A 22,308-nucleotide genomic window follows, 5' to 3' on the forward strand; every position below is an offset into this window, starting at 1 on the left:
CCTGCTATCTATCTATATTCTAACCTATATCCACTCCAAAGGGTTAGCATACCCCGGAAAAAGAAATAGCTCATCCATATATTGTATTTCAATGACATCAAAATCATGTCCATCTCTTGAGATAAATTTCAAGGCTTTGTTCAATAATTGTACCGATACAATCTTCTCAACTAATGATGTTGTTTTCACCCGTTGACTTTTACAATGAACTCAGGGCAGCAGACGTTTTATGACTACCACATGCAGCCCACTATATGACGTGAGGTGATCTGAATGACTGAACTATTGAATACAGCTGAAATACAGGCCTATCTGAAACGGATCGGCATAGATGATATAAAGGAACCTACACTGGAATTCTTATTTGAACTCCAGCGAGCACATGTGCAATATTTATCCTGGCAAACGCTCGATATTTTTGCAGGTCTTCCTGCGGAAATCAGTCTTCAAGATTCAATTCAGCTTATATTACAGGGACGTAGCGGCTACTGCTTTCATCTAAATGGTGCATTTAGTGTTCTTCTCCGCTCGCTGGGTTATACGGTTGATTGGCATCGCGGGGGAGTACAGCCTCATGGGGAACAACCCCGTGTGAACTCATTCCATCTCGGTCTATCTGTGCTTCTGCCAGATGCTGACCCGACAGTTGAACGCTGGATTGTAGATGTAGGTCTCGGCGGAATGCCCTTTGAACCTCTGCCACTTCGTTATGGAACCTATGGTTCAGCTCCGTTCACGTACCAATTGATGCCATCATCTGTTGTGGCTGGGGGATGGCGGCTTGAGTACGAGCCGAATGGGCCAAGTGAAGGTGTGGACTATGCTCCTGAAGCAATTACCAGCCTGGAAGAGTTCATTCCCAAACATGAATTCTACAGTCGGGCAGTCGAATCACCTTGGCATAACGTATTTTTGCTTCGTCAGCGGAATGAGATCCGCAGTCATGAACTACGTGGATGTATGCTTCGAACACATGATATGGAAGGAATCCGGAAAAAGGAGATCCGGAATTATACCGAGTGGCGTAACGTATTAACTGAAATATTCTATGAACCCTTGGTGAATTACAGCGAACTGGAATGCCAAGATATGTGGGAGCGAATACAGGCTGCGCATACAGAATGGAAACGAGTACAGGAAGCATGAAGAGGAAGATGCAAAACCTGAGGCCTTAACATGAAAAGCGAGACAATCGGCTTGCTTGTTAGGGGCATCCGTATAGTGATGATTTGGGAGGAAGAGTTGAGGGGACGTTCCATATAAAGGAAAGTTACTGAACTGCGCCGAATACGTATTCAGGTGATTAATGATGATAACTATTCGTGTACTCCAAGTTCCAGAAGTATTGCCCGAGGCGAACTGGAACCAATTGCTATCGCAAGTTTCTGCGGAGCGACGTGCTCAGGCTTCGCGTTTTGTACGTCAGGCTGACGCGTATCGCTCCGTGCTGGGAGAGATATTGACTCGTGTGACTTTGAGCAAGTTAACTGGACTGAGACCTGCTGAGCTTTCTTTTACCCGTAATTCCTACGGCAAACCTTCGCTCAGTCACCATTCGGATGTACAATTCAACGTCTCCCATTCTGGTGATTGGATTGCTCTGATCTCCGGCAGTACAGATGAACTAGGCGTGGATGTGGAAAAGATAGCTCCAATTGACATGCAGATTGCAGAGCGTTTCTTCTCTCCTAAGGAAAGCCAGTTCTTGGCTGCCGAGCCTGACGATCGTCGGCTGGAAACCTTCTACCGTCTATGGACGCTGAAGGAAAGTTATATCAAGGCAGTCGGTATGGGGTTGTCCATACCATTGGACTCCTTCGCCCTAATTTGTAATGTGGACGGAGACTGGCACTCGCCAGAAGCGACTTCTTATCAATTCCTAAGTCTACGGCTTGATCACGGACATATGTTGGCAGCTTGTTCCGCAGGAGAAGATTTGCCTGCTCAGCCGGATTTCATCACAACTGAAGAAATGTATCAAGTTTTATTATGAAGGCAGGGTATAAACCAATGTTATTAATTTAAGCTCAAAGATAAGACCAGGATAAAAAAATTGAAGTATAACGGCATGGGAAAAACCCTGTGCCGTTTGTTTTTTTTGTGCAGGCAAGAAAAAAGTAAAGAGCAAACCAAGCGAAAAAAAATGCTAAAAAATGTTCTTATGAAAAAATTATGCTGTTATTTAGACGAACATACCAAATCTTGAAGTTGACTTGGTGAGAATAGTAAAAACCATCTCCTTTTACATTACCTTAGGACGTTTATTCGTATATTCACACCGAAACTGCGCCTGTGTTTCAATTTCTATCAATTTAATTTGAAAGATATCTTAGATTTCGCTCTACTAATCAACTTAATGATATAAGCTAAAATATTAATTCACTGGTTATTTTTTAGACTTAATTTATAACTTATTAAAATTAATAAATAAAAGAGTATTGATATTCATTGGTTAAATATGTATTATAAAGAATATAAAATCAAAATATATATTTTTATAACTTAAATGGGATATATTAATTTATTGTAATCAAAATATGTTATCTCAAGTATCCGAATTTTTAAAGAAATAGTCAGGGTATGTTATTAAAAATATAATTAGAATTTTTGATTTAATCTTTTTGAAAGGGGATTTTGATATGTAACATTAGGCTCTCTTTTTTTAATATAGATATGAGTGGTTTATATTTTCAATTCGTGCCTGCCAAATAATTCTCTTAACAAAGAAATAAAGATACTCATTATCTTTTGAAGACATGAGCAATTAGGGATTTTTTTGAATTATAGAATATACTGAGAGGAAGAAAATTATGAAAAGAAAAAAAATTGCTGTTGCCCTTACTGTTTTAAGTTCAGTAGTATTGTTTTCAAGTTTTGTATCGGCGGATGTTTTCTCAAAAAAAAGGCTTGAGGGCAAGTACTCGGCCTGGTATGACTCTTCCGTAAGTTCATACGGTTATACGGGCTCTGTTGATGCAGGTAGACAAAGCTGGAACGGGATATCCTCAAAGGTTAATATAGGTAAAACTACTGTTAAAACCGGGAATAGCACGGATGAAGTTTATGTTGGAACTACTACAGACGCTGAGACTCTGGGTCAAGCAATGCCATATATGATATCTTGGCCTGCTAATATTATTGCACCACCTGACCTATTTAACTGGGATTACTCTGTAATATCGCTTTATCATAACACTATATCTGCCGGCAAAATGAATACTAGTGACCTTCGTAAGTCAATTGTATCGCACGAATTCGGACACGCACTTGGCTTGGCCCATACAACAGGTAGCAATGCCTCTAAATCAATAATGAAACCAAAGTCTAATTCTCAAGAGACTATTTTTGGACCACAAACGTATGATAAAGCTGAATTAAAGAGTAAATGGGGAAATTAAATCAGTATTACCTTTATTTTAATAATCATCTAATTTAATTGGAGGTTTTGAGAATGTTGATAAATCATAAGAAAAAGTGGATTACAGGCTTTGCTATAGTCCTTGGACTTTTTGCTGCTTATTACTTTTTCATATTTAACAGCTATAAAAGTGGAATAGTGGATGTAGATTCAACCTACATATCATATGATAACGCAGATAGTTTGGTCAGTTCAGCAGAACTGGTTGTCATCGCGAGTCCTGTTGCAGATTTTGATGATCGTGAACATGATGTTACTACTTATTTAACCGGAGCAGTTCAAGATTTTTCTACTAAAACAGAGCTGAGAGTGGAGAATATTCTAAAGGGGGACTGGAACGAAGAGTTTTTAACAGTTATTGAACCCGTCTCTTATGTCCAAAGTTTGGATGGCAAACAAAAAATCACACGTGATGGCTACGTTGAAATGCAGAAAGGGCACACTTACATTATTGCGTTAAAGAAAAACACTTTTGGAGATTATAGTATTATTAATAGGGAAAATGGAGTGTTTGATTTAAATGATAAGATTTCAACACCAAATTCATTCTCCGCTGAACAGAATAATACATCTGATATAATTTCAGTTGAAGGAAAGAACGAAGAACTTTTTGAACATGAACGAATTAAGAATGAGATTTTAGACATGTTTAATATGTAAGAAATCTGATAAAGATATAAATGAGGTTAATATTTTTTAATTTACTTTACTTAAATAGTTTTATGTTTTCGGTGAATTCAAAAAATATAAAAAATCTAACAACCAGCCCACTTTAATGATATGGAGGCAGGTTGTTAGATTTTATTTTAGAAATATTATCTATAATGATCAAAATCAATCTCCAAATTGCAAAAAGAATCATTGTATTATATCGCTTTTCACAAAGTTCAGTAAACAGTTAATAAACATATTGGAGATGACAAAACTGATTATGAATAAAGATGTTGCAATAATTCAAGAGTTCTTTAATAAGATTAATCAATTCGAACTTCCATCAACTTGGGACTCACATCGAAATGAGTTAAAAAAGATTATTGGCATTTCCGAGTTTTTTGGTGAAAACTTTGATAACAGCGTAATAATTGGTGCAGGAAATTTATACGATCTTCCATTCAATGAAATCGTTGAAAACTATGAACAAACTGATTTACTAGATGTAGATTCTGCAACCTTAATTAAGGCTAAGGATAGAGTAGATACGGAGTTGCAAAGTAAAGTTAATTTAATTACTAGGGATATAGTAGGTTATCCTGAGCAAATTTCCATTTTAGATCTTCAGGACTTAGACAAAAATTCTGTTGCAGTTAAGGAATTGTTACAACAACTTTTTAGTGCTGAATTATGTCCAATCAAAATATTTCAAACTCAATATTCGTTAGCTATTTCTTCGACTGTTTCTAGTCAGTTAATCCTTCCTATATCTAAGATAACTGATCATTCTTCAAACGACGAAGTGATAGTTATGACAAAAGAATTAGGAGATATAATCGCTGACAGACATGTAAAGCAAGTTTGGGATTTACTTAAACGAGGTGGTATAGGAATAATATCTTCAGAACAATATGCGTGGGGTTCTATAGATAACTCCCCTCTACCTCTTACCAAAGTTATAAACGATCCAGCTTTAATGATGGATGAAAACATTCAAAGTCAAATTGAATTAATAAAAGGGGGATTGGTCATTAATGGACGAGTAACATCTGAGTCTATTTTACATCATATACCTCAAAGCAATATTCTGAAGGAATCTGAATGGATTTGGCAGTTTGATAATGAACTATTTTATTTGGTTAAGTGCTGGGTAATTATTAAAGATAGATAATAAATTTGAAAATAAACTACACCTTATGTAAAGGACATTTCTTACAAAATATCTATACGGCTTCTAGAAGATGATCTCCGTATTTAACAAAGATCATTCATTTTTAAGTTCCACCGGTGTCTGTAGTTGTTCTAAGTCATGTATACTTTGACTTAGTCCAGCATGCTGCAGATTACATCCTTAAAATGACCAAAGAACGACTCTTGTGAAGCGTTATCCCCGCCAAATTCCTCTTCTAAACATAGTTTGCCAACCCCATACGTTTCACTCTCTTCTAAAATCGAGATGAGTGTGGTGGATGCCTCGATCGGAATGAAGGCATTTTCTGTGCACTTCATTTTCCAGTAACATGAGGCTACTCCTTTCGATCTGGTATTAGACTCATTCATAGACAACAACAAAAAGCCAACGGCGTATTTCTACACCCATCAACTTTTTGGGGAATGCGATTCTGAGTCAGAGGAAGAAGGATTTTATGAAACTAGTCCCGGCTACGCAATTTGCCCAGCAGACGGATGATCTCAATGTACAACCATACCAATGTCACCATCAATCCAAATGCACCGTACCACTCCATATACTTGGGCGCACCACGTTCAGCACCACCCTCGATGAAGTCGAAATCCAGGACCAGATTGAGGGCAGCCACAATCACGATAACGACCGAAATACCAATGCCGATCAAGCTGTTATCATGCAGATAAGGAATCGAAATGCCGAAGAAACCCAGTACAAAGCTCAACAGATACATGATCATGATACCGCCAGTTGCAGCAACAACGCCCAACTTGAAGTTCTCCGTAGCTTTGATCAATCTGGTTTTGTATGCCACCAGCAGAGCGATGAATACAGCCATGGTCAACAGAGCCGCCTGCAATGTAATTCCGTTATACAGTGACTCATAGGTTGCGGAGAGTGCTCCCAGGAACAGGCCTTCTGCCACGGCATAGACCGGTACGAGATACGGTGCCGCTACTGGTTTGAACGAAATCACAAGTGCCAGAATGAAACCAACAATTAATCCACCATAAGCGAGCGGCATCACTTGTTGTCCGTTAAAGAACATCATCCATGTTGCAAACGCACTGCCCAGCAGAATCACAAGCGTAATAAACGCTTTGTTCACCGTGCCGTTGATTGTCATGTAATTCTGATACCGATCTTCTCCATATCCTCTGTTTTCAAACGTGCTGTCTTTAAGTGTAGGGTTACCGCTACGACCGATCAACACAATCACCTCTTCATATGTATTTGGTATATCTATGATACTAAGCTTGGGTTTACTACGTTTCAAATTCTACAAGCTACTCCCTCAAAAAGATCGGGATAGCACCAGAAGGAATCGGATGCAATCCTTCGATCACATCCTTACCCACTGGCGCAACACTTAGGACATATGTCCCAGACATTGCATGTTCATGTGCTTTTTAAGCGTCTTATTTGTACAAGACTTTATCTACATTGTATTTCGCACGCATCGTGTTGATGATATACGTCTCGTAAATTTCACGATCTACCGGATCTTCAACCAGGCATACTTCAATCTTTGTTACTTCTTCGCGGTGATTCTTAATTGGTGATACTGTGTCTTCAAAATGCTTTTTGATACGTGGTCTTAATTTTCGCGCTTTCCCGACAAATAACAACTCTCCAGCGGCATTGTAAAACATGAAAATCCCGCCTAGTTCCCGGGTAATCAGGTGAAAATCAGTAAATCCATAAATGTGGCTAAGCTGTGGATCAGCCTGCTTTGTGATGGTTACATCCGGTGTTGGCACGGTAATATTAATCAATAGGCTCACTTCCTCATTATCTATAGGTTTACATCCTATCACATATTATAAAGGGACACCATTTCAATCTATATGAAGTACAATTCACGCAATTTTCGCTATTACGACAAATATTTCAAAAAAAAGGTTAACTTCCCTGATTCAAAGTGGTACTATAGGGGTATGAGGAAGAAATTGGGCACTGAGACATACGTCTTTATATCTACCTCCGTCTATTGTACCCTATGATTGAAACTCTTTTTCATGCTGAATTCTGTTATGTGATCACGACAAGAGTACAGTTAGCAAGAACCCTAGCTTATAGATTGTAGATTCATCATCTAATCGAACCTTGCAGCAAGCAAACCTAGAAAGACCTAGATTCATGATTCACTGTAGATTTTAAGTATCACCTAGAAAGCCTGCAATTATAGTCGTACTGAAGTTAATAGACACACGTAGAAGGTCAGATAGCTATCGATCCTAGAGAGACTAGTCATGCAATACAACTGTAGAAATTATAGCAGCAGTACTATAGAAAATGGATCAAGTTTCACCACCAGGCCCCGGCATACTGCCAGGGCTTTTTTGCGTTTGTGCGAACAACCAACCACACGCTCAGGGAAACAGAGGTATCGTGGTTCTTTCTGCGGGGTTTATAATATGGCAAGATACCAGTAGAGGGAGTGATGGGATGTATTCCGATCTGCAACTGACGGAGGACCGCCCTGTATATATACAAGTCAAAGATTATATGAAGCGATTGATGCTCAAAGGCGGCCTGCAAGCCAAACAAAAGCTGCCCTCGACCCGTGAACTCAGTACACTCATGAAGGTTAGTCGCAGCACGGTCCTGCTCGCTTATGCCGAGCTTGAAGATGAAGGTCTGATCTATGCAGTCAAAGGCAAGGGCAATTACGTCAGTGCCTCCATCGAAACACCTGAGGCAGCAGCGAACTGGGAACTGGACTGGACGACAGAGGTAAGCGAGTACGCAATTCAGGCAGAGCAGTACGATCTGATGAAGCATGGCTCCGGAGCAGAGCGAGGTGAGATATCGTTTACTAGCATAGCGCCGGATGAAAAGCTGTTTGATCTGCACAACGTGAAGCGGGCTTTTTTGGATCGCATGTCACTTGAAGGCGAAGTACTGCTGAATTACGGATATGCGCAAGGATACAGACCGCTGATGAATTATTTACTACGTTATATGGAGAACAAAGGGGTCGACCTCCGTGGCAAGGACATTCTGATCACCAACGGATTCACGGAAGGTTTCGATCTGGTGCTTGGAGCGTTACGCAAAAAAAGCGGAAAAGCGCTCTGCGAGAATCCAACGCACCACACGGCAATCAAAAATCTAAAATTGCACCAGTTCCACCTGACCGGTGTGAACATGGAGCCGGATGGCTTGGACTTGAAGCAACTGGAACATGAACTTGAGGCAAGTCCATATGATCTGGCGTATCTCGTGCCATCCTATCACAATCCAACCGGGATTGTGACGTCCCCTGCGAAACGGGTAGAGATCATCCGGTTGATGAACAAGTATCAGGTACCCATCATTGAGGACGGTTTTAACGAAGAATTGCGATATTCAGGTTCCCACGTATCTCCCCTGATCGCCAGCATGGGCAAAGGCAATGGACTGGTGTATCTGGGCAGCTTCTCCAAAGTCCTGTTCCCAGGTCTGCGGGTAGGTTGGATTATTGCGGATGCGGCGCTGATTGATTATCTGGAGAGTATGAAACGGGCACGCAGCATCCATACCTCCACGCTGGACCAATCGTTATTGTATCAATATCTGAGCAACGGTAATTTCGAGAAATATTTGAAGCGAGCACGCACCGAATATAAGCGAAAATATGAATTGGTTGTTCGTTGCCTGAAACAGTATCTGCCAATGTGCCGAATTTCCGGTGCGGGTGGTCTGCATCTGTTCGTGCAGTTCCCGTCCGAATACAGAACCCGTGAACTGCTGGAAGCCTGTAAAGTGAAAGGTGTAACGTTCACACCTGGGGATACCTTTTATCTGGAACCCGGTCAGGGTGTAAACACGATGCGTCTGGGTTTCTCCAGAGTCAGCGATGAGAATATACGTAAAGGCATTCGCATCATTGGCGAGACAGCAGCTCAAATGAGATAAGGAGGATTTCACATGAAAGTTGGCGTGATTATGGGCGGTACATCTTCAGAGCGGGATATTTCCCTGCTCACCGGACAGGAGATGATTGCAAACCTGAATAAAGACAAATACGAGGTTGTACCCATCGAGCTGAATACCAAGCGCGATCTAATCGACAAGTCAGCGGGGATCGATGTGGCACTGCTTGCCCTGCATGGCAAATACGGCGAAGACGGTACGGTCCAAGGCACATTAGAATCTCTGGGTATTCCCTACACAGGCTGTGGTGTGCTGGCAAGTAGTGTATGTATGGATAAAGACATGTCCAAACAGCTCATGCAGCATGCAGGTGTACTTACAGGAGAGTGGCTACGAGTGAGTCATATTGAGGAACTGTCCTCAACTGCTGTTCAACAATTAACGTACCCCGTGGTGGTCAAACCCAATTCAGGCGGTTCCAGCATCGGTACCCAAGTGGTGAAGGAAGCTTCCGCCCTGCCAACTGCTGTAGAGGCTGCCCTCGCCTGGGATGATACGGTCATGATTGAACAGTATATCGAAGGTGAGGAGATTACCTGTGCCATTCTGGATGGTAAGATGCTGCCGGTGATCTCCATTCGTTCGAGCGCCGAGTTTTTCGATTATGCCTCCAAATATGATGACCACGGGGCCGATGAGCAGGTTGTGCAATTACCTATGGACCTTCACCATCGCGTCGAAGCTGCGGCCTTGGCCTGTTATCAGGTGCTCAAATGTAGCGTCTACGCTCGCGTGGATATGATGATTCGGGAGGGTATGCCGTATGTGCTTGAAGTGAACACGCTGCCGGGTCTTACCCGTAACAGTCTGCTGCCCAAAAGTGCAGCTGCTGCAGGCATTTCTTTTGCAGAGCTGCTGGATACCATTATTGAACTTTCGTTGAAGGAAAGACCCAAGGAGGATACAACATTATGAGCCTGGATGTGACGATTAGACATAGCTCCACTACCGATCTGCAAGATATGGTCATTCTGATGGACCAACTTGGTTATCCCACCACGTACGCCGAGATGGAAGAGCGCTATACCCATATCTCTGCGGACGCAAACTTTACTACACTGGTTGCTGAAGCACGAGGCCGCGTAGTTGGACTGATCGGATTACAGACTTCTTATATGTATGAAAAAAACGGAAGACACTGCCGCATCTTGGCATTGGTTGTACACGACCAGTTCAGGGGCTCAGGCATCGGCCGTCAGCTCATTCTTGAAGCTGAGCAATGGGCAGCCACGCATAACGTGGATTCCTTGTCTCTGAACAGTGGCAATCGCCCAGAACGTGAAGCTGCACATGAATTCTATCGCCAGATGGGCTTTATAGCCGGGAGTACCGGGTTTAGCAAAAAGCCGCAGATTCTACAGCATACTTAACCTGCCGGATGATATGTTATCTCAAATTTCACACCAAAAAGAACGCCCCACTCCGCACATTGGCGAAAAAGGGCGTTCTTCGGTATATATCTATGCCGCATTGATATACTTTTTGATGATTAAGGGATCAATATTTGGCTGACTGCGCACCATCAATCGGAATAATGGCTCCATTGATAAACGGTGCTTCGCCGGACAGCAGGAAGGCAACGAGACGCCCTACTTCCTTCGGTTCACCCAAGCGCTTCGCCGGGTTGTCCTTCACGAACTCTTTGGATGCTGACTCCCAGTCATTCGGATTGATCTGTTTGAACGAACCGATGACCATATCTGTCAGAATGGCTCCGGGTGCAATTGCATTAACGCTGATCCCATGCTCGGCGTATTCAATCGCTGCATCTTTGGTCATGCCGGCTACGGCATGTTTGCTCGCTCCGTAGGCAACCAGGTTTGGCACGGCGCGAATCCCTCCAACAGAGGACGCGTTCACGATGTAGCCTTCGCCCTGTTTTTTCATCACAGGTAGAACATGCTTCAACCCGAAAAATACACCCTTCAGATTGATGTCGATAACTTTATTAAACATCTCCGTCTCGTAGTTCTCGATCAGGTTTTGCTTGCCTTCAATGCCTGCATTGTTGAAAAATGCATCGATACGCCCAAATTCATTGACCGTATCACTAACATACTTCTTCACAGCTTCTTCGTCCGATACGTCACCTTCAATTAACAGAAATTCGGCATGCTGTACCTCTTCCGAGATCACACGCTTGGTCTCTTCCAGCGCCTTCATGTTCACATCCACTAGGGCAAGTTTGGCCCCTTCACGTGCAACTTCCACAGCAGCCGACCGTCCGAGACCGGAGCCACCGCCTGTAATCAGTACCACTTTACCCGCAAATCGTTCAGTCATAATCCATAGACCTCCCTTTGCTGTTTTGACATCCTCCATACGTAAATACCCATTTCTTCATTTGCTCTAATCTAACGGGGATCAGTTACAGCCATCATCTCAACCGGATTAGTATGCTTCCGTATTGGCCCTGACATTCGTCCTCAGGACTTCATAGCCTCATAGGCTGCAAGTAATTCCCTTACTTCTACTCCGTTGATCTTCATCCCGTTCACTTGACACTGTTCCAACTGTACTCCAGATAGATCGCAATCGATAAAACGACTTCCCCCAAGATCACAATGCGCCCACTGCATGGGTACACGGTCAGATCCAAGATGTGTGTCCTGGAATTGAACGCCATTCAAAGCACAAAATTCAATCTTGCTATCAGTTAGGCGTAAATCAGCTAGCAATATATTGGTCATATTTAAATTGGTAAATTTGCTTCCACTCAGGTTGCAGTCGGTAATCCGACTATTGGTCAGATTACTGGTGCTGTATCGGACTGAGTCCAGATTAGCTTGAACATATTCAACCACCGACTCACCCGAGTCCTTGGCTAATGTCTCATCACATGTTGGATCAAAAGAATCAACGGACATATTCTTCTCATATACAAACTCATCCTCAGATGCATAGATACAAACATATCCCATTTTTTCGTAAAAATGATGATTATCCAGTTGCCGACCTGAGGTCTCCAGCTTCCAGGTTTCAATCTGCGGAAATTCAGCCTCAATAAGCCTCATGACTTGAGTTCCCACGCCACGGCCCTGGCATACGGGTTCAATATAGATCTTATCGATCCTGGCATGTTTTCGTCCAAGCACGTTAACACTCACTCCGCCAATAGCGCATCCATCTGATTCTACAACATAATAATCCCATTCACGGATCACGTAACGATGCATGCGAACTGACGAATAATCAGGCGGGCATAGATTGTTATCGATATCCTTCTCATTATCCGCCCAGACTTTTATGACATGATCAAAAGCACGAGTGCAAATCTCTGTAAGTACAACAGCATCTTCCTGCTGTGCTCGTCGTAAGCGAATTTCAGAATGTATCTGCTTCGGTTGCACTGGTTCGGTCTTTACTTTGAGCAGTTCAAAATAATCGTAGTTCTCCTGATCCACAAGTTTCCTGCGAGAGATATAACGAAAACCCGCATGCTCCAGAACTTTGCGTGACGGCTGATTGAAGGGCTTCACAATGCCCACAATTCGATCCAGCAAGGTATGCTCAAATAAATATGCTGTTAGGGCATGCACCGCCTCTGAGATATATCCTTTATTCCGGTAATCCCGGGAGATGGCGTAGGCCACTTCACGGTCATCACGATCCAGCAGTTCATTTGGAAATACGCCACACCAACCAATGATACGCTGATCTTTATTGTGTACAACAGCAAGCAGGATGCGTACATCTTCCGGGTTGAACTGTTCGTAACTGCCAACGACAAATTGTAAGAATTCGCGCAACTGCTCCTCGGTCATCTTCCAATCTGGCAGGACATCTGTGATTTCAGGTTGTTGGGTTAATGCATACACGGCAGCCTGATCTTCAAGCGTAAATGGACGCAACGTAACGGAGTTTGAATGGGTGAATAATTGACTTTTCATATACAACACCTCTGGGGATTTATTTAGGATGAAACGACAAAGAGGAGCACCTCCAATAGAGGCACTCCCCGATCCGTTTCATCATTTCAGAAACGCCGAAGCTCCTCGTAATGGGTCAAAAGGACACACGTATCCCGTTCATGGTCTAACGGAATTTTTGCGGTGTTCTTTTCACGATCATTACGAGAAATCTGGCATACTCTGAAATCCCCTCTCATACTAAGGATTACTTATAACGTCTCACTTAAGGACGGTCAATGTAAATCCAGCCTGTTTCTTGTTCCTTATCTACAGTAGCTCCAAGGGATTCAGCCATAAAGCGCAGCGGCACATACGTCTTGCCGTCTTTGCCTACATAAGCGGATTCCACCATGGTTACTTCTTTACCAGCAACGGTTGCCTTCTTGGAACCTACGGTCAGGACAATCTCATCACCAGTGATGTCGTCAATGACAACGATTTGGTTCGAGCCTTTGGTCCATTTCACTTCAGCATCCAATTCTTCAGACACGTAGCGAAGCGGTACAAATGTTGTGTTCTTCACAGTGATCGCCCCAGCGTATTCATCATCCGGGAAGAGCACTACACTTTTACTCGTGATCCCAGCCTCATCTTTCAGCAATTGGTATGCGAGTGAATTGGAATCAAAATTGCGCAGCATCTGTCCAGGCGTAATATCATCCTTCATCAGATCCATAACGCCACCCGATACATCCACTTCATCAACTGCAACTGTGCCACCGATATTCCACTGTTCACTGTCTCCACTTACGGTTACAGATTTTACCGGCAGATCCTCAGAAGCAGGCAGCGCTACTTTCAGTTCAAAGTTTTGCTTGCGAATATCCAGTTTGCTGTCGAGATAGAAGTCCAATTTCAGTTTGGTTTCTGTGCCAAAGACCGTTTTGAATTCAGGGGTCTCATTCAACAGGTTGTTCAGCTCCTGATCATAATTGACCAGCATACTGTCCAGTCCTACTTTGATGATGGCATACAGAGACGCAACGGCTTCATCTTTCGATTCAGGAACGATCGAATTCAGCGTGTCGTCTCCCCCACCTTCTACCTCATTCACTGCTTCCAGTACAGGGTAGAACACATCGTACAGATCGCCAATCAGATCTTTCAGTCCTTGCTCATCCTTCGAAATACTCGTCAGGAACGGTTTAACCATGGCAAGCATCTCTTCACCACTAACTTCCAGATGCAGCTTGGAGAGGCTAAGTGCTTCGCCATTCACGGATTCCTGTACCGGTGTTACGGAGATGTTCTTCGGATTGGACAGATGCTTCAGGACAAAAGAGAACAGTCTCGGGGAAATTTCCTCGAGTTGTTTCTCCAGAGCCTTCGTATCTACCATCGGAAGCGCCTGTGCATCCTGGAACGTATCCAGAGACATGTACAGCGGTTTCTGGGCTCCGTCCAGATCAATGACCAATTGGGACTCATTCATGGACACGTGGAAAGGTAACTTTGTTCCCTCCATGCTCAGTGTACCTTTGATCGATGCTGTCTTCGCATCTTTCATTTTGGCTTGATCAATATCCAGGGATATGGAGTTAATAAGTTCGATCATTTCAAGGTCTTTTTCTGTAGCAAATTCCTTAGCCGGTTCTATGTTTATATTCATGGATTGTCTGGATTCACCGGACTTGATACTCGCGCCATTGGCCATTGCTTTGCCAACGTCTACTCCACCCACAGCCTGACATCCTGTAAGAACAACCATTAAAAGTACTAGTGGCACTGCCATCCATTGGACTAACTTCCGATTCGTAATATGAACTCCTCCTTAGAAAAATATGGTTCATTTCCATTATGAAGGTATAGGTAATTCTTGTAAACGGATACGCAAAAAAATAAACCAAAAGGCCGGAGCATGTCCGACCTCTGGTCTATCTATATTTCAGCATATCGTATGTTTCGATAAAACATCCTGCTTCATTGTGCAATGCTGGGAGTTATTCTTGCTCCTGATCTTCTGCAAGTTTCTCATCCGTTTCTTCATCTTCCGCAGTTGCGGGAGTCTCGAATTGATCCGGCTCGTCCTCTTGAATCGCTTTATTCTCTTCGTTCTGATCCTGTGTCATATCGCATTCCCTCTCTTCTACCGGATTGTCATGTCATCAAGGCCTGAGCCTTGTGTCTATCAATAACCCGAATAGGCGTAGTTCAAACCTGCCTCAGTGTCGGCCTGACATTTTCCATCATAATTTTAGTGCTCATTTAGAAAACATAAAAGATGATGCCGTTCCCACTTGCAGCCGTGGCCTGAAACAAGGCCTGGACATCATCCACAGTCTGAACGATCTCCTGAAATGTCTCTTCCGCGTCCCAATCTTCCATGACAGGATAGACACCTTCAGCGATCATCTGGTCCAGACTATACCGCTGCTTTAATTCTTCCGGTGTGAGTTGCTCCAATGCCATGTAGGCTTCCAGCACCTGCTCGTTACTAAGCAAAAACAGATCCATGTCCGAATAGTTTCCCAAGTACTGCTCACCTGCGAGAGGCACCACATATCCCAGGGGCGGCTCCCCTTCTATTAAGTTACCGTTCAGTGTGAATTGAAGCATCTGCCACGTTTTATCAATATCCAGATCCACTCCACAATCATGCACACTAACCTCGCCTGACTTGATGGATTCAACTAGCTCCTTCGTTACCACAAGATATCTGCCGGACATTCCCATACCGCTACCCCTCCTGTGTAATTCCTTCTATTGTTCCCCATTAACCGTGCTTGTTGGTTCAGAATCGGGGTAATCCCTATCAAGGAGGGCGTATACATGAAAAAATTTGATTACAGTCTCAATTATGATGAGTTGGATCTGCGCAAACATCCTGAGTTGTACACCGTAGGCCGGGGCGAGCAGGGTGTTCTGATGGTAGAGCCGTACAAAGGCGAGATTCTGCCACACTGGCGATTCAAAACACCCGAGATTGCGACGGAGTCATCGGAGAAGATCTATGAGCTATTTTTGGAGTATAAGAAAAAGGGAGATTTCGTCGGTATGGATATGGCTCGCAAATTTCTCCAGATGGGTTATACACGGGCCAGACGGTATACAAATCACAAAGGAGGACGCAAATACTCAAAGGAGGATGGCTCAATCTTGCCCTATCAGAATGATAAGGTGAAGGCAGAAGCCGCGGCTATATTCAAAGCACAATGGGAGATTGCGAAGACCGATCCAGACTATGTAAAAATGAAGAAGGAGCATCGGGAAAAGTACGAGTCTGATGAAGCGTAGGATCAACGGTGAAAAGATTGACTTATGGAAACATTTGTCTCAGAATCGATCTTGTTACTGTACATTTTCAACCATTAAATTGGAGAAGAGAGGCGCATCCGATTATGACAGATTCGTTCATCCACTTAAACACAGGCCAGAATATCAGTATCAACGAATCCACCCAACTTCAGGTAACCATTCAATGTACATCATCTCCTTCTCCCTTGGATGTTAGCTGCTTTATAGTGAACGAAGAGGGAAAGGTCCCATCTGACGACTACTTTGTATTTTATAATCAGACGGCCGATCCCCATCAAAGTGTACTTTTGCAACAGGCAGAGGAACTGAAATCCTCTTTTGTACTGGATACGAATCAATTACGGCAGGCCCCTGTGGAAAAATGTGTGTTTACGGCTACTCTGGATGCGGGAGGTACTTTCGCCGATGTTCAGGCATGTCAGGCGATTGTACAAGCTGGTTCCCAGCAGATCACCTATGAGATCACAAAGGTCACTGCGGAAACAGCACTTATTCTCATTGAAATCTATAAGTATCGTGACGGGTTCAAAGTTCGTGCGATTGGACGAGGTTTCTTTGGTGGATTGCAGCCGCTGGCAGAGTCATTCGGTGTTGAAATTGAGAGTAACGACACCTCGGAAGCCGAACAAGTTCTTCTCACGGCACAAGCTGAAGTAGCAGCGGCCTCTCCAGAAGTCTTGGCACCTGTTGCCGCACCAAATACGAATCATCCGCCGCTTAACCTGACCAAGATCGATCTCCTCAAGCGTAAAGTAACCCTGTCTCTGCAAAAGAAAAAGATCGAACCTATACAGGCACGTGTTGCTGTCGTATTTGATGCGTCAGGCTCCATGTACCATCTGTATCGCAAAGGCATCGTGCAAGAAGCCTTCGAGCGTATCCTGGCAATTGCATCAGCGTTTGATGATAACGGTGAGTTGGACGTCTGGTTCTTCGCCAAAGACTTCTTGCGTGCACCTAGCGTCACCGCCAGGGATTTCGAGAATTATATTGAACGCACATATACGCTGGGAAGCAAAGGCGGTACCAATAACGAACCTCCTGTGATGCAGGATGTCATTCGCAAATACACGATCGAGGAACCCGATGTGAATATTCCAACGTATATTATCTTTTTTAGCGATGGCGGAGTCAGTCAAAAAGGGAAAATCATGCGGCTTATTACCGAAAGTTCAACCAAAAACCTGTTCTGGCAATTCGTTGGCCTAGGACAAGCCAATTACGGTATTCTGGAGAAACTCGATGACATGACTGGACGTTTCATCGATAATGCTGACTTTTTTGCTCTCGACGACATTTCCAAGATCAGCGATGAAGAATTGTACGATCGTCTCCTCACTGAATTTCCAGGTTGGATAAAGGAAGCTCGGGCCAAAGGCATTTTGGCCTAAAGCTTTTACCCTATACCCCTAATCAGGCTTGTACTTTTTCTGGTTTAACACCCTCGGAACGTGGACGGAGCATACTTCCTACGATTCGCAACATGGACTTGCGTGGTATGAGGCGGGTGAACTGTGCTGTCCAATAATTCCTGGCCCCTGGCACAGCATAAGGTTTGCCTGACTCCAGTGCCCTCATGGCTACGGCCACGACATGCTCAGGTGTATCACGTTTGCCCACCGAGGCTTCATCAGCACCCACTACATCAAAGAACGAGGTCTCGGTTGAGCCTGGGCATAGTGCCAAAAACTGAACGCCACGCTTCCTGTTTTCTTCGTATAATGCCTCTGTAAAAGAAAGTACAAATGCCTTCGTCGCTCCATACACAGCCATATACGGATCAGGTTGAAAGGCAGCCGTCGACGATACATTAATGACAGCACCATTTTTCTTCTGTAACATGCCTGGCAAGAAAAGATGCGTCATGTTCGTCAAGGCGAGCACGTTCAACATAATCTCCTCCTGTTGCCGGGAACCATCCAGTTGTTCAAAACATCCATGGGTAGCAAATCCCGCATTGTTGATCAGCATATCGATGTGTATTCCCCGATTCTGACATTCCTCGTATACGTTCTGAGGTGCCTCTACTTCGGAAAGATCCGATACGATTACCTCAGCCCTTACTTGATATGTACGTTCTATACGTTCTGCCAATTGATTCAGTTTGGACTCTGTTCTAGCCACCAGCACGATATTTTTACCCTTAGAAGCCATCTCGAGTGCAAAAATTTCCCCAATACCTGAAGAAGCACCTGTAATAAGTACCCATTGATGCTGTTCCTTTATCATCTCTCATCCATCCTCTGTATATGATTTGAACACTTGTTTTCATCAGGAAACACTGTTTCTTTATAGAATCATCGTAACCAAAACCCATGACGCTGTCAAATGCATTTGTTAAATTTGAATCTAGAACGGGGTGCTTACTTACTAAACTCGGATTAAATTGACGTTATCTGGCGTAAAACAGTAGAATGACCTTAAGAAAAGGAAACGTAGTTTCTGTTCAACAACAATACGGTTACGAGGATGAAATCAATGAAGGATCTTAATTCGGGTTCCACGGAATCTGCACATACGGTAACAACCTTTCAGGAAGCCAGACTGCAGCACTCGGATAATCTGCGGCAAAATATTGTGCATGCTGCTGCTGCTTTACTGCAAGAGCATGGACCAGAAGCCGTCACGGTACGCCGTGTAGCTGAACGCATGGAGTGCTCCACCAAAATCATATATAACCTCTTCGGAAAAAAAGAAGGGTTAGCCAAACATCTGTATCTAGAGGGATGCTCCCTCATGGCCCAGCGTTTTGAAGCTATGCCCCGGCAGGCATCGTTCGAACAATATTTCCGTGATCTGGCCTACGTCTACTGGGACTTCGGCATTTCTCAATCCAGCTTTTATCAGCTGATGTTTGGAGGATCTTTTTCCGAATTCAAACCAGATGGAGAGACCTTACAGGGAACAGCAACTGCACTGAAACAAGTGTCTGCCTTGGTTGAGGTAGCGATTGAACAGGGAATGCTTCAGGTGCAAGATCCCCTGCTTGCGGTTCGGATGATCTGGGCTCCCTTACACGGTGTTATTCATCTGTATTTGGGAGGCCATATTGAGAGCGAAGAAGCTGCCAAAACCCTTTATGATCATACGTTGTCGATGGTTATACACTCCCTTGTGAGTACATCTGTGAATGGATAAGCATTAAATCTGTGGTGTTTTAGATACTTTCAGAAGATAAACGAAAAAGGAGCAGCCCCATTGGCATAATACGCCTAGGGCATGCTCCTTTATTTGGTTGACTCATCTAGTTCCGTAACGGTTTCAGTCGATTAACGTGCCTCTTCGTTCTCAGCTTCCCAACGTGCAATTTCTTTACGCACGATAGGAGCGACTTCTTTACCAAGCAGTTCGATCGCTCTCATGACCTCGTTGTGCGGCATGGTTCCGAGTGGGGTGTGTAACATGAAGCGTGTAATCCCAACTTCTTTGCGTAGGTAAATAATTTTCTGAGCTACGGTATCCACATCACCTACATACAATGCACCTTCCAGGCTGCGCGCCGCATCAAATGTAGCACGGCTGTAGTGTCCCCAGCCACGTTCACGACCCAGTATGTTCATGACCGCTTGCGCTGGCGGGAAGAATTTCTCCACGGCTTCGTCTGTTGTATCGGCAATGAAGCCGTGAGAGTGAGAAGCAACGGTCAGTTTGGAAGCATCATGTCCCGCATGTGCAGCTGCTTTCTTGTACAGTTCCACCAGTGGTGCAAATTGCACCGGACGGCCACCGATAATGGCAAGCACCAGTGGCAAACCGAGCAATCCTGCACGAACCACGGATTCCTGATTACCGCCACTGCCAATCCATACCGGAAGCTTTTCCTGTACCGGGCGTGGGTAGATGCCCAGATTGTTAAAGGAAGGACGGTGTTTGCCTTCCCAGGTTACTTTTTCCGAATCACGCAGTTTGAGCAGCAAGTCCAGTTTCTCATCGAATAACTCATCGTAGTCGTTCAGATCATAGCCAAACAATGGGAACGATTCGATAAATGATCCCCGCCCTGCCATAATCTCTGCACGTCCGTTCGAAATGCCGTCCAGTGTCGCGAAATCTTGATATACCCGTACCGGATCATGCGATGACAGCACGGTTACCGCACTCGTCAAGCGAATATTCTTGGTCTGTGAAGCTGCGGCCGCCAGAATGACAGCTGGTGATGAAGCGGCGTAGTCAGCACGATGATGTTCTCCCACGCCATATACATCCAGACCCACCTGATCTGCCAAAACAATCTCTTCAACAACATCCCGAATACGCTGCGCATGACTGATAAGTTCTCCTGTTTTTACATCCGGATTCGTCTCCACAAATGTACTAATTCCGATTTCCATTGTCTGTTCCTCCCTGTTATGAAGCGATCCGTTGTTCATCTTACCTATTGTAAGTAGATCACCTTTTGTTATGTATCTTAATATTGAACTATTTTAATGAAAAACACAAGTACCCCCTGTTTCCAGAGGGCACATTTATGTTTATTTTCTATAGATTACAGCTTATCTATACTTAGTTCCATCAGGTTGGCATTAATTACAACACCGGTCTGTTTCATAAAATTAAATCCCAGAATTCCGTCAATCTCCAAACCATAATCCATATTTCCTATTTCAACTTGAAAATCATTAATCGTTGTTCCTTCTGAAATTTTCATCGAGGACCTCTCATGCCAACATATCGTTCTCTTGCCACAACTTCTGGACGTGAAGTGTGAAAAAAGCAGTATTCCCGTCTGGGATCTTCCTGATGCAATTCACCATAACGTTTTAGTGCCTTTGTAGAATCATCAAATGAATCAATCACTGCCATCTCTTCAATGTAACGCTGGCCTTCTCTAGAGTACGCCTTGGTTGCCTCAAAAACGACCCACTCATTAGGGAATCGCTCCTGAACTTCCTTCCATTGCATAGTGACATCTCCAGACCATTAGATAGAAATATTATATCATGTGGAAACAGTATTCCACGGGCTGAAATTCTAAAATACATAGATTTTTAGAGAATTGCCTGTAAGTCTATTATTTCTTCCTCCCGATGTACAGCAGATGAGACGAGATTCCCAATATGGAAGGGTCTTTGGCGGCTTCAATCATATATTGCATAAGTTCATCATACTCGCCACGCTCTTTCCAGTATTGCTGCTGCTCGTCCGTAAACATCGCTCTAAGGCTGGATGAACCAATCAAATCAACGGTTTCAAATCCATGTTGCTCCATGAAGGGTGTAACGTCCTGAATATTAAAATAGTATGCTCCCGTAAATCGTCCTTGATCCTGATGATCGAATATACCATTTTCCACAAAAGAACGGATGGCTGCCATGTTATCATTCGGCTTCCAATGCTGCGGGGATTGCAGCGAATTGATACTCATGCGCATTCGGCTCTGCATGGCTACAAACACCACGCCCCCTCGCTTGGTCACACGGTACAGCTCCTGTACAGCAGCCGTGCGCTCTTCGTCTGTCTGCAGATGGTATAACGGCCCCAGCATGAGGGACGCATTGTACGTCTCGTCAGCCATACCAGAGAGCGAAGTGGCATCGAGAACATGGAACCCATCGAATTGCTGTGTCAAACCAAACTCCTGAGCCTTTTGCCTCGCAGTATCCACGGAGGAAGGTGTCAGATCCGATAAAGTGACCTTGTACCCCAGCTTCGCAAGCTCAATGGCATACTTCCCTGGTCCTGCGCCATTATCCAGAATACAACCAGTAGCGGGGAGATGTTCCCTGATGTAATGCATGTTAATGATGAATTCAATTGGTTCCCGCTCCAGTCTGCCCCACTCATCAAACCCGGAATAATATTCAATAATGTGATCTCTCTTCATCGCTCTGACACCTGCCCTTTTCTTATATGTAGACTACTCATCCATGTTCAAAAAAATTAAATTCCAACCAGTATATATCTACTAAATATTTCCTGTCAAACAAAAAACGTTCAATTCCCATTGAATGCGGAACTGAACGTTT

24 protein-coding genes are annotated in these 22,308 nt (G+C 43.9%); 11 read left to right on the plus strand and 13 right to left on the minus strand.

The genetic code is table 11. The features are described 5' to 3' along the window. The first annotated feature begins 273 nt into the window (after window positions 1–273). The 5 genes from MHI48_RS29625 to MHI48_RS29645 all read left to right on the plus strand — a co-directional run bounded on the left by MHI48_RS29625 (window position 274) and on the right by MHI48_RS29645 (window position 5,240). A complete protein-coding gene (locus MHI48_RS29625; protein WP_076329215.1) occupies window positions 274–1,146 on the plus strand; it encodes an arylamine N-acetyltransferase in 873 nt (290 codons plus the stop codon). Between the two features lie 160 nt (window positions 1,147–1,306). Continuing rightward, the gene (locus MHI48_RS29630) at window positions 1,307–1,993 is read left to right on the plus strand and encodes a 4'-phosphopantetheinyl transferase superfamily protein (protein ID WP_076329214.1); all 687 of its coding nucleotides are present in this window, start codon (window positions 1,307–1,309) and stop codon (window positions 1,991–1,993) included. A gap of 817 nt (window positions 1,994–2,810) precedes the next feature. Further along, window positions 2,811–3,398: a matrixin family metalloprotease gene (locus MHI48_RS29635; RefSeq protein ID WP_051447258.1), complete on the plus strand. Its 588-nt coding sequence runs from the start codon at window positions 2,811–2,813 to the stop codon at window positions 3,396–3,398. 53 nt (window positions 3,399–3,451) lie between these two features. After that, window positions 3,452–4,078: a hypothetical protein gene (locus MHI48_RS29640; protein ID WP_076329213.1), complete on the plus strand. Its 627-nt coding sequence runs from the start codon at window positions 3,452–3,454 to the stop codon at window positions 4,076–4,078. Window positions 4,079–4,349: 271 nt separating this feature from the next. After that, entirely contained in the window at window positions 4,350–5,240 is an 891-nt protein-coding gene (locus MHI48_RS29645; protein WP_036612264.1) for a hypothetical protein, read from the plus strand. Between the two features lie 152 nt (window positions 5,241–5,392). Here MHI48_RS29645 and MHI48_RS29650 read toward each other — a convergent pair whose 3' ends face one another. From MHI48_RS29650 to MHI48_RS29660, 3 genes are all read right to left on the minus strand, one after another. After that, entirely contained in the window at window positions 5,393–5,578 is a 186-nt protein-coding gene (locus tag MHI48_RS29650) for a hypothetical protein (protein WP_036612266.1), read from the minus strand. A gap of 143 nt (window positions 5,579–5,721) precedes the next feature. Then, on the minus strand, window positions 5,722–6,468 hold the full coding sequence (locus MHI48_RS29655) for a Bax inhibitor-1/YccA family protein (protein ID WP_036612268.1): 747 nt from the start codon (window positions 6,466–6,468) through the stop codon (window positions 5,722–5,724). Window positions 6,469–6,676: 208 nt separating this feature from the next. Continuing rightward, window positions 6,677–7,033: a nucleotide excision repair endonuclease gene (locus MHI48_RS29660; protein ID WP_036612270.1), complete on the minus strand. Its 357-nt coding sequence runs from the start codon at window positions 7,031–7,033 to the stop codon at window positions 6,677–6,679. Window positions 7,034–7,706: 673 nt separating this feature from the next. Here MHI48_RS29660 and MHI48_RS29665 point away from each other — a divergent pair. The 3 genes from MHI48_RS29665 to MHI48_RS29675 are packed head-to-tail and all read left to right on the plus strand — an operon-like array spanning window position 7,707 to window position 10,546. Further along, entirely contained in the window at window positions 7,707–9,158 is a 1,452-nt protein-coding gene (locus tag MHI48_RS29665) for a PLP-dependent aminotransferase family protein (protein WP_076320377.1), read from the plus strand. 12 nt (window positions 9,159–9,170) lie between these two features. Then, on the plus strand, window positions 9,171–10,091 hold the full coding sequence (locus MHI48_RS29670) for a D-alanine--D-alanine ligase (protein WP_076320378.1): 921 nt from the start codon (window positions 9,171–9,173) through the stop codon (window positions 10,089–10,091). Next, on the plus strand, window positions 10,088–10,546 hold the full coding sequence (locus MHI48_RS29675) for a GNAT family N-acetyltransferase (protein WP_243391265.1): 459 nt from the start codon (window positions 10,088–10,090) through the stop codon (window positions 10,544–10,546). The genes MHI48_RS29670 and MHI48_RS29675 overlap by 4 nt, the downstream gene beginning before the upstream one ends. Before the next feature lie 127 nt (window positions 10,547–10,673). On the opposite strand, the gene MHI48_RS29680 is transcribed toward MHI48_RS29675, so the two are convergent. From MHI48_RS29680 to MHI48_RS29700, 5 genes are all read right to left on the minus strand, one after another. Further along, window positions 10,674–11,459, minus strand: a complete 786-nt coding sequence (locus MHI48_RS29680) for a glucose 1-dehydrogenase (RefSeq protein WP_076251972.1) — start codon at window positions 11,457–11,459, stop codon at window positions 10,674–10,676. 143 nt (window positions 11,460–11,602) lie between these two features. Next, the gene (locus MHI48_RS29685) at window positions 11,603–13,066 is read right to left on the minus strand and encodes a GNAT family N-acetyltransferase (RefSeq protein ID WP_083677514.1); all 1,464 of its coding nucleotides are present in this window, start codon (window positions 13,064–13,066) and stop codon (window positions 11,603–11,605) included. 244 nt (window positions 13,067–13,310) lie between these two features. Continuing rightward, on the minus strand, window positions 13,311–14,819 hold the full coding sequence (locus MHI48_RS29690) for a copper amine oxidase N-terminal domain-containing protein (protein WP_076329212.1): 1,509 nt from the start codon (window positions 14,817–14,819) through the stop codon (window positions 13,311–13,313). A 208-nt stretch (window positions 14,820–15,027) separates the two neighbouring features. After that, complete coding sequence (locus MHI48_RS29695; protein ID WP_017691584.1) at window positions 15,028–15,156, minus strand: hypothetical protein; 129 nt, start codon at window positions 15,154–15,156, stop codon at window positions 15,028–15,030. Between the two features lie 136 nt (window positions 15,157–15,292). Continuing rightward, entirely contained in the window at window positions 15,293–15,760 is a 468-nt protein-coding gene (locus MHI48_RS29700; RefSeq protein ID WP_076329211.1) for a YfbM family protein, read from the minus strand. Window positions 15,761–15,856: 96 nt separating this feature from the next. On the opposite strand from MHI48_RS29700, the gene MHI48_RS29705 reads away from it, so the two are divergent. Then, the gene (locus tag MHI48_RS29705) at window positions 15,857–16,321 is read left to right on the plus strand and encodes a DUF4385 domain-containing protein (protein WP_047840920.1); all 465 of its coding nucleotides are present in this window, start codon (window positions 15,857–15,859) and stop codon (window positions 16,319–16,321) included. Window positions 16,322–16,425: 104 nt separating this feature from the next. After that, complete coding sequence (locus MHI48_RS29710; protein ID WP_076329210.1) at window positions 16,426–17,733, plus strand: VWA domain-containing protein; 1,308 nt, start codon at window positions 16,426–16,428, stop codon at window positions 17,731–17,733. Between the two features lie 22 nt (window positions 17,734–17,755). On the opposite strand, the gene MHI48_RS29715 is transcribed toward MHI48_RS29710, so the two are convergent. Beyond that, window positions 17,756–18,571 (minus strand): SDR family oxidoreductase, encoded by an 816-nt coding sequence (locus MHI48_RS29715; RefSeq protein WP_074092771.1) that lies wholly within the window; start codon window positions 18,569–18,571, stop codon window positions 17,756–17,758. A gap of 249 nt (window positions 18,572–18,820) precedes the next feature. On the opposite strand from MHI48_RS29715, the gene MHI48_RS29720 reads away from it, so the two are divergent. Next, window positions 18,821–19,480, plus strand: a complete 660-nt coding sequence (locus tag MHI48_RS29720) for a TetR/AcrR family transcriptional regulator (RefSeq protein ID WP_076329209.1) — start codon at window positions 18,821–18,823, stop codon at window positions 19,478–19,480. 131 nt (window positions 19,481–19,611) lie between these two features. On the opposite strand, the gene MHI48_RS29725 is transcribed toward MHI48_RS29720, so the two are convergent. The 4 genes from MHI48_RS29725 to MHI48_RS29740 form a co-directional block, all read right to left on the minus strand. Beyond that, window positions 19,612–20,673, minus strand: coding sequence for an LLM class flavin-dependent oxidoreductase (locus MHI48_RS29725; protein WP_017691578.1), 1,062 nt, complete (start codon window positions 20,671–20,673; stop codon window positions 19,612–19,614). A gap of 155 nt (window positions 20,674–20,828) precedes the next feature. Continuing rightward, complete coding sequence (locus MHI48_RS29730) at window positions 20,829–20,990, minus strand: hypothetical protein (protein ID WP_179086565.1); 162 nt, start codon at window positions 20,988–20,990, stop codon at window positions 20,829–20,831. Next, window positions 20,987–21,244: a hypothetical protein gene (locus MHI48_RS29735; protein ID WP_074092774.1), complete on the minus strand. Its 258-nt coding sequence runs from the start codon at window positions 21,242–21,244 to the stop codon at window positions 20,987–20,989. Before MHI48_RS29735 ends, MHI48_RS29730 begins: the two co-directional genes overlap by 4 nt. A gap of 109 nt (window positions 21,245–21,353) precedes the next feature. Beyond that, the gene (locus MHI48_RS29740; protein ID WP_036671731.1) at window positions 21,354–22,166 is read right to left on the minus strand and encodes a bifunctional 2-polyprenyl-6-hydroxyphenol methylase/3-demethylubiquinol 3-O-methyltransferase UbiG; all 813 of its coding nucleotides are present in this window, start codon (window positions 22,164–22,166) and stop codon (window positions 21,354–21,356) included. Window positions 22,167–22,308 lie beyond the last annotated feature (142 nt).

Origin of the sequence: Paenibacillus sp. FSL H7-0942, from assembly GCF_045040715.1 — a bacterium.
In the GTDB taxonomy this organism is placed as follows: Bacteria; Bacillota; Bacilli; order Paenibacillales; family Paenibacillaceae; genus Paenibacillus; species Paenibacillus amylolyticus.

Bases quoted from the DNA above. Each gene is read 5' to 3' on its own strand.
- MHI48_RS29625 (WP_076329215.1), top strand. From the start codon at position 274: ATGACTGAACTATTGAATACAGCTGAAATACAGGCCTATCTGAAACGG.
- MHI48_RS29630 (WP_076329214.1), top strand. From the start codon at position 1,307: ATGATGATAACTATTCGTGTACTCCAAGTTCCAGAAGTATTGCCCGAG.
- MHI48_RS29635 (WP_051447258.1), top strand. From the start codon at position 2,811: ATGAAAAGAAAAAAAATTGCTGTTGCCCTTACTGTTTTAAGTTCAGTA.
- MHI48_RS29640 (WP_076329213.1), top strand. From the start codon at position 3,452: ATGTTGATAAATCATAAGAAAAAGTGGATTACAGGCTTTGCTATAGTC.
- MHI48_RS29645 (WP_036612264.1), top strand. From the start codon at position 4,350: ATGAATAAAGATGTTGCAATAATTCAAGAGTTCTTTAATAAGATTAAT.
- MHI48_RS29650 (WP_036612266.1), bottom strand. From the start codon at position 5,578: ATGAAGTGCACAGAAAATGCCTTCATTCCGATCGAGGCATCCACCACA.
- MHI48_RS29665 (WP_076320377.1), top strand. From the start codon at position 7,707: ATGTATTCCGATCTGCAACTGACGGAGGACCGCCCTGTATATATACAA.
- MHI48_RS29670 (WP_076320378.1), top strand. From the start codon at position 9,171: ATGAAAGTTGGCGTGATTATGGGCGGTACATCTTCAGAGCGGGATATT.
- MHI48_RS29675 (WP_243391265.1), top strand. From the start codon at position 10,088: ATGAGCCTGGATGTGACGATTAGACATAGCTCCACTACCGATCTGCAA.
- MHI48_RS29680 (WP_076251972.1), bottom strand. From the start codon at position 11,459: ATGACTGAACGATTTGCGGGTAAAGTGGTACTGATTACAGGCGGTGGC.
- MHI48_RS29685 (WP_083677514.1), bottom strand. From the start codon at position 13,066: ATGAAAAGTCAATTATTCACCCATTCAAACTCCGTTACGTTGCGTCCA.
- MHI48_RS29690 (WP_076329212.1), bottom strand. From the start codon at position 14,819: ATGGCAGTGCCACTAGTACTTTTAATGGTTGTTCTTACAGGATGTCAG.
- MHI48_RS29695 (WP_017691584.1), bottom strand. From the start codon at position 15,156: ATGACACAGGATCAGAACGAAGAGAATAAAGCGATTCAAGAGGACGAG.
- MHI48_RS29700 (WP_076329211.1), bottom strand. From the start codon at position 15,760: ATGGGAATGTCCGGCAGATATCTTGTGGTAACGAAGGAGCTAGTTGAA.
- MHI48_RS29705 (WP_047840920.1), top strand. From the start codon at position 15,857: ATGAAAAAATTTGATTACAGTCTCAATTATGATGAGTTGGATCTGCGC.
- MHI48_RS29710 (WP_076329210.1), top strand. From the start codon at position 16,426: ATGACAGATTCGTTCATCCACTTAAACACAGGCCAGAATATCAGTATC.
- MHI48_RS29715 (WP_074092771.1), bottom strand. From the start codon at position 18,571: ATGATAAAGGAACAGCATCAATGGGTACTTATTACAGGTGCTTCTTCA.
- MHI48_RS29720 (WP_076329209.1), top strand. From the start codon at position 18,821: ATGAAGGATCTTAATTCGGGTTCCACGGAATCTGCACATACGGTAACA.
- MHI48_RS29725 (WP_017691578.1), bottom strand. From the start codon at position 20,673: ATGGAAATCGGAATTAGTACATTTGTGGAGACGAATCCGGATGTAAAA.
- MHI48_RS29730 (WP_179086565.1), bottom strand. From the start codon at position 20,990: ATGAAAATTTCAGAAGGAACAACGATTAATGATTTTCAAGTTGAAATA.
- MHI48_RS29735 (WP_074092774.1), bottom strand. From the start codon at position 21,244: ATGCAATGGAAGGAAGTTCAGGAGCGATTCCCTAATGAGTGGGTCGTT.
- MHI48_RS29740 (WP_036671731.1), bottom strand. From the start codon at position 22,166: ATGAAGAGAGATCACATTATTGAATATTATTCCGGGTTTGATGAGTGG.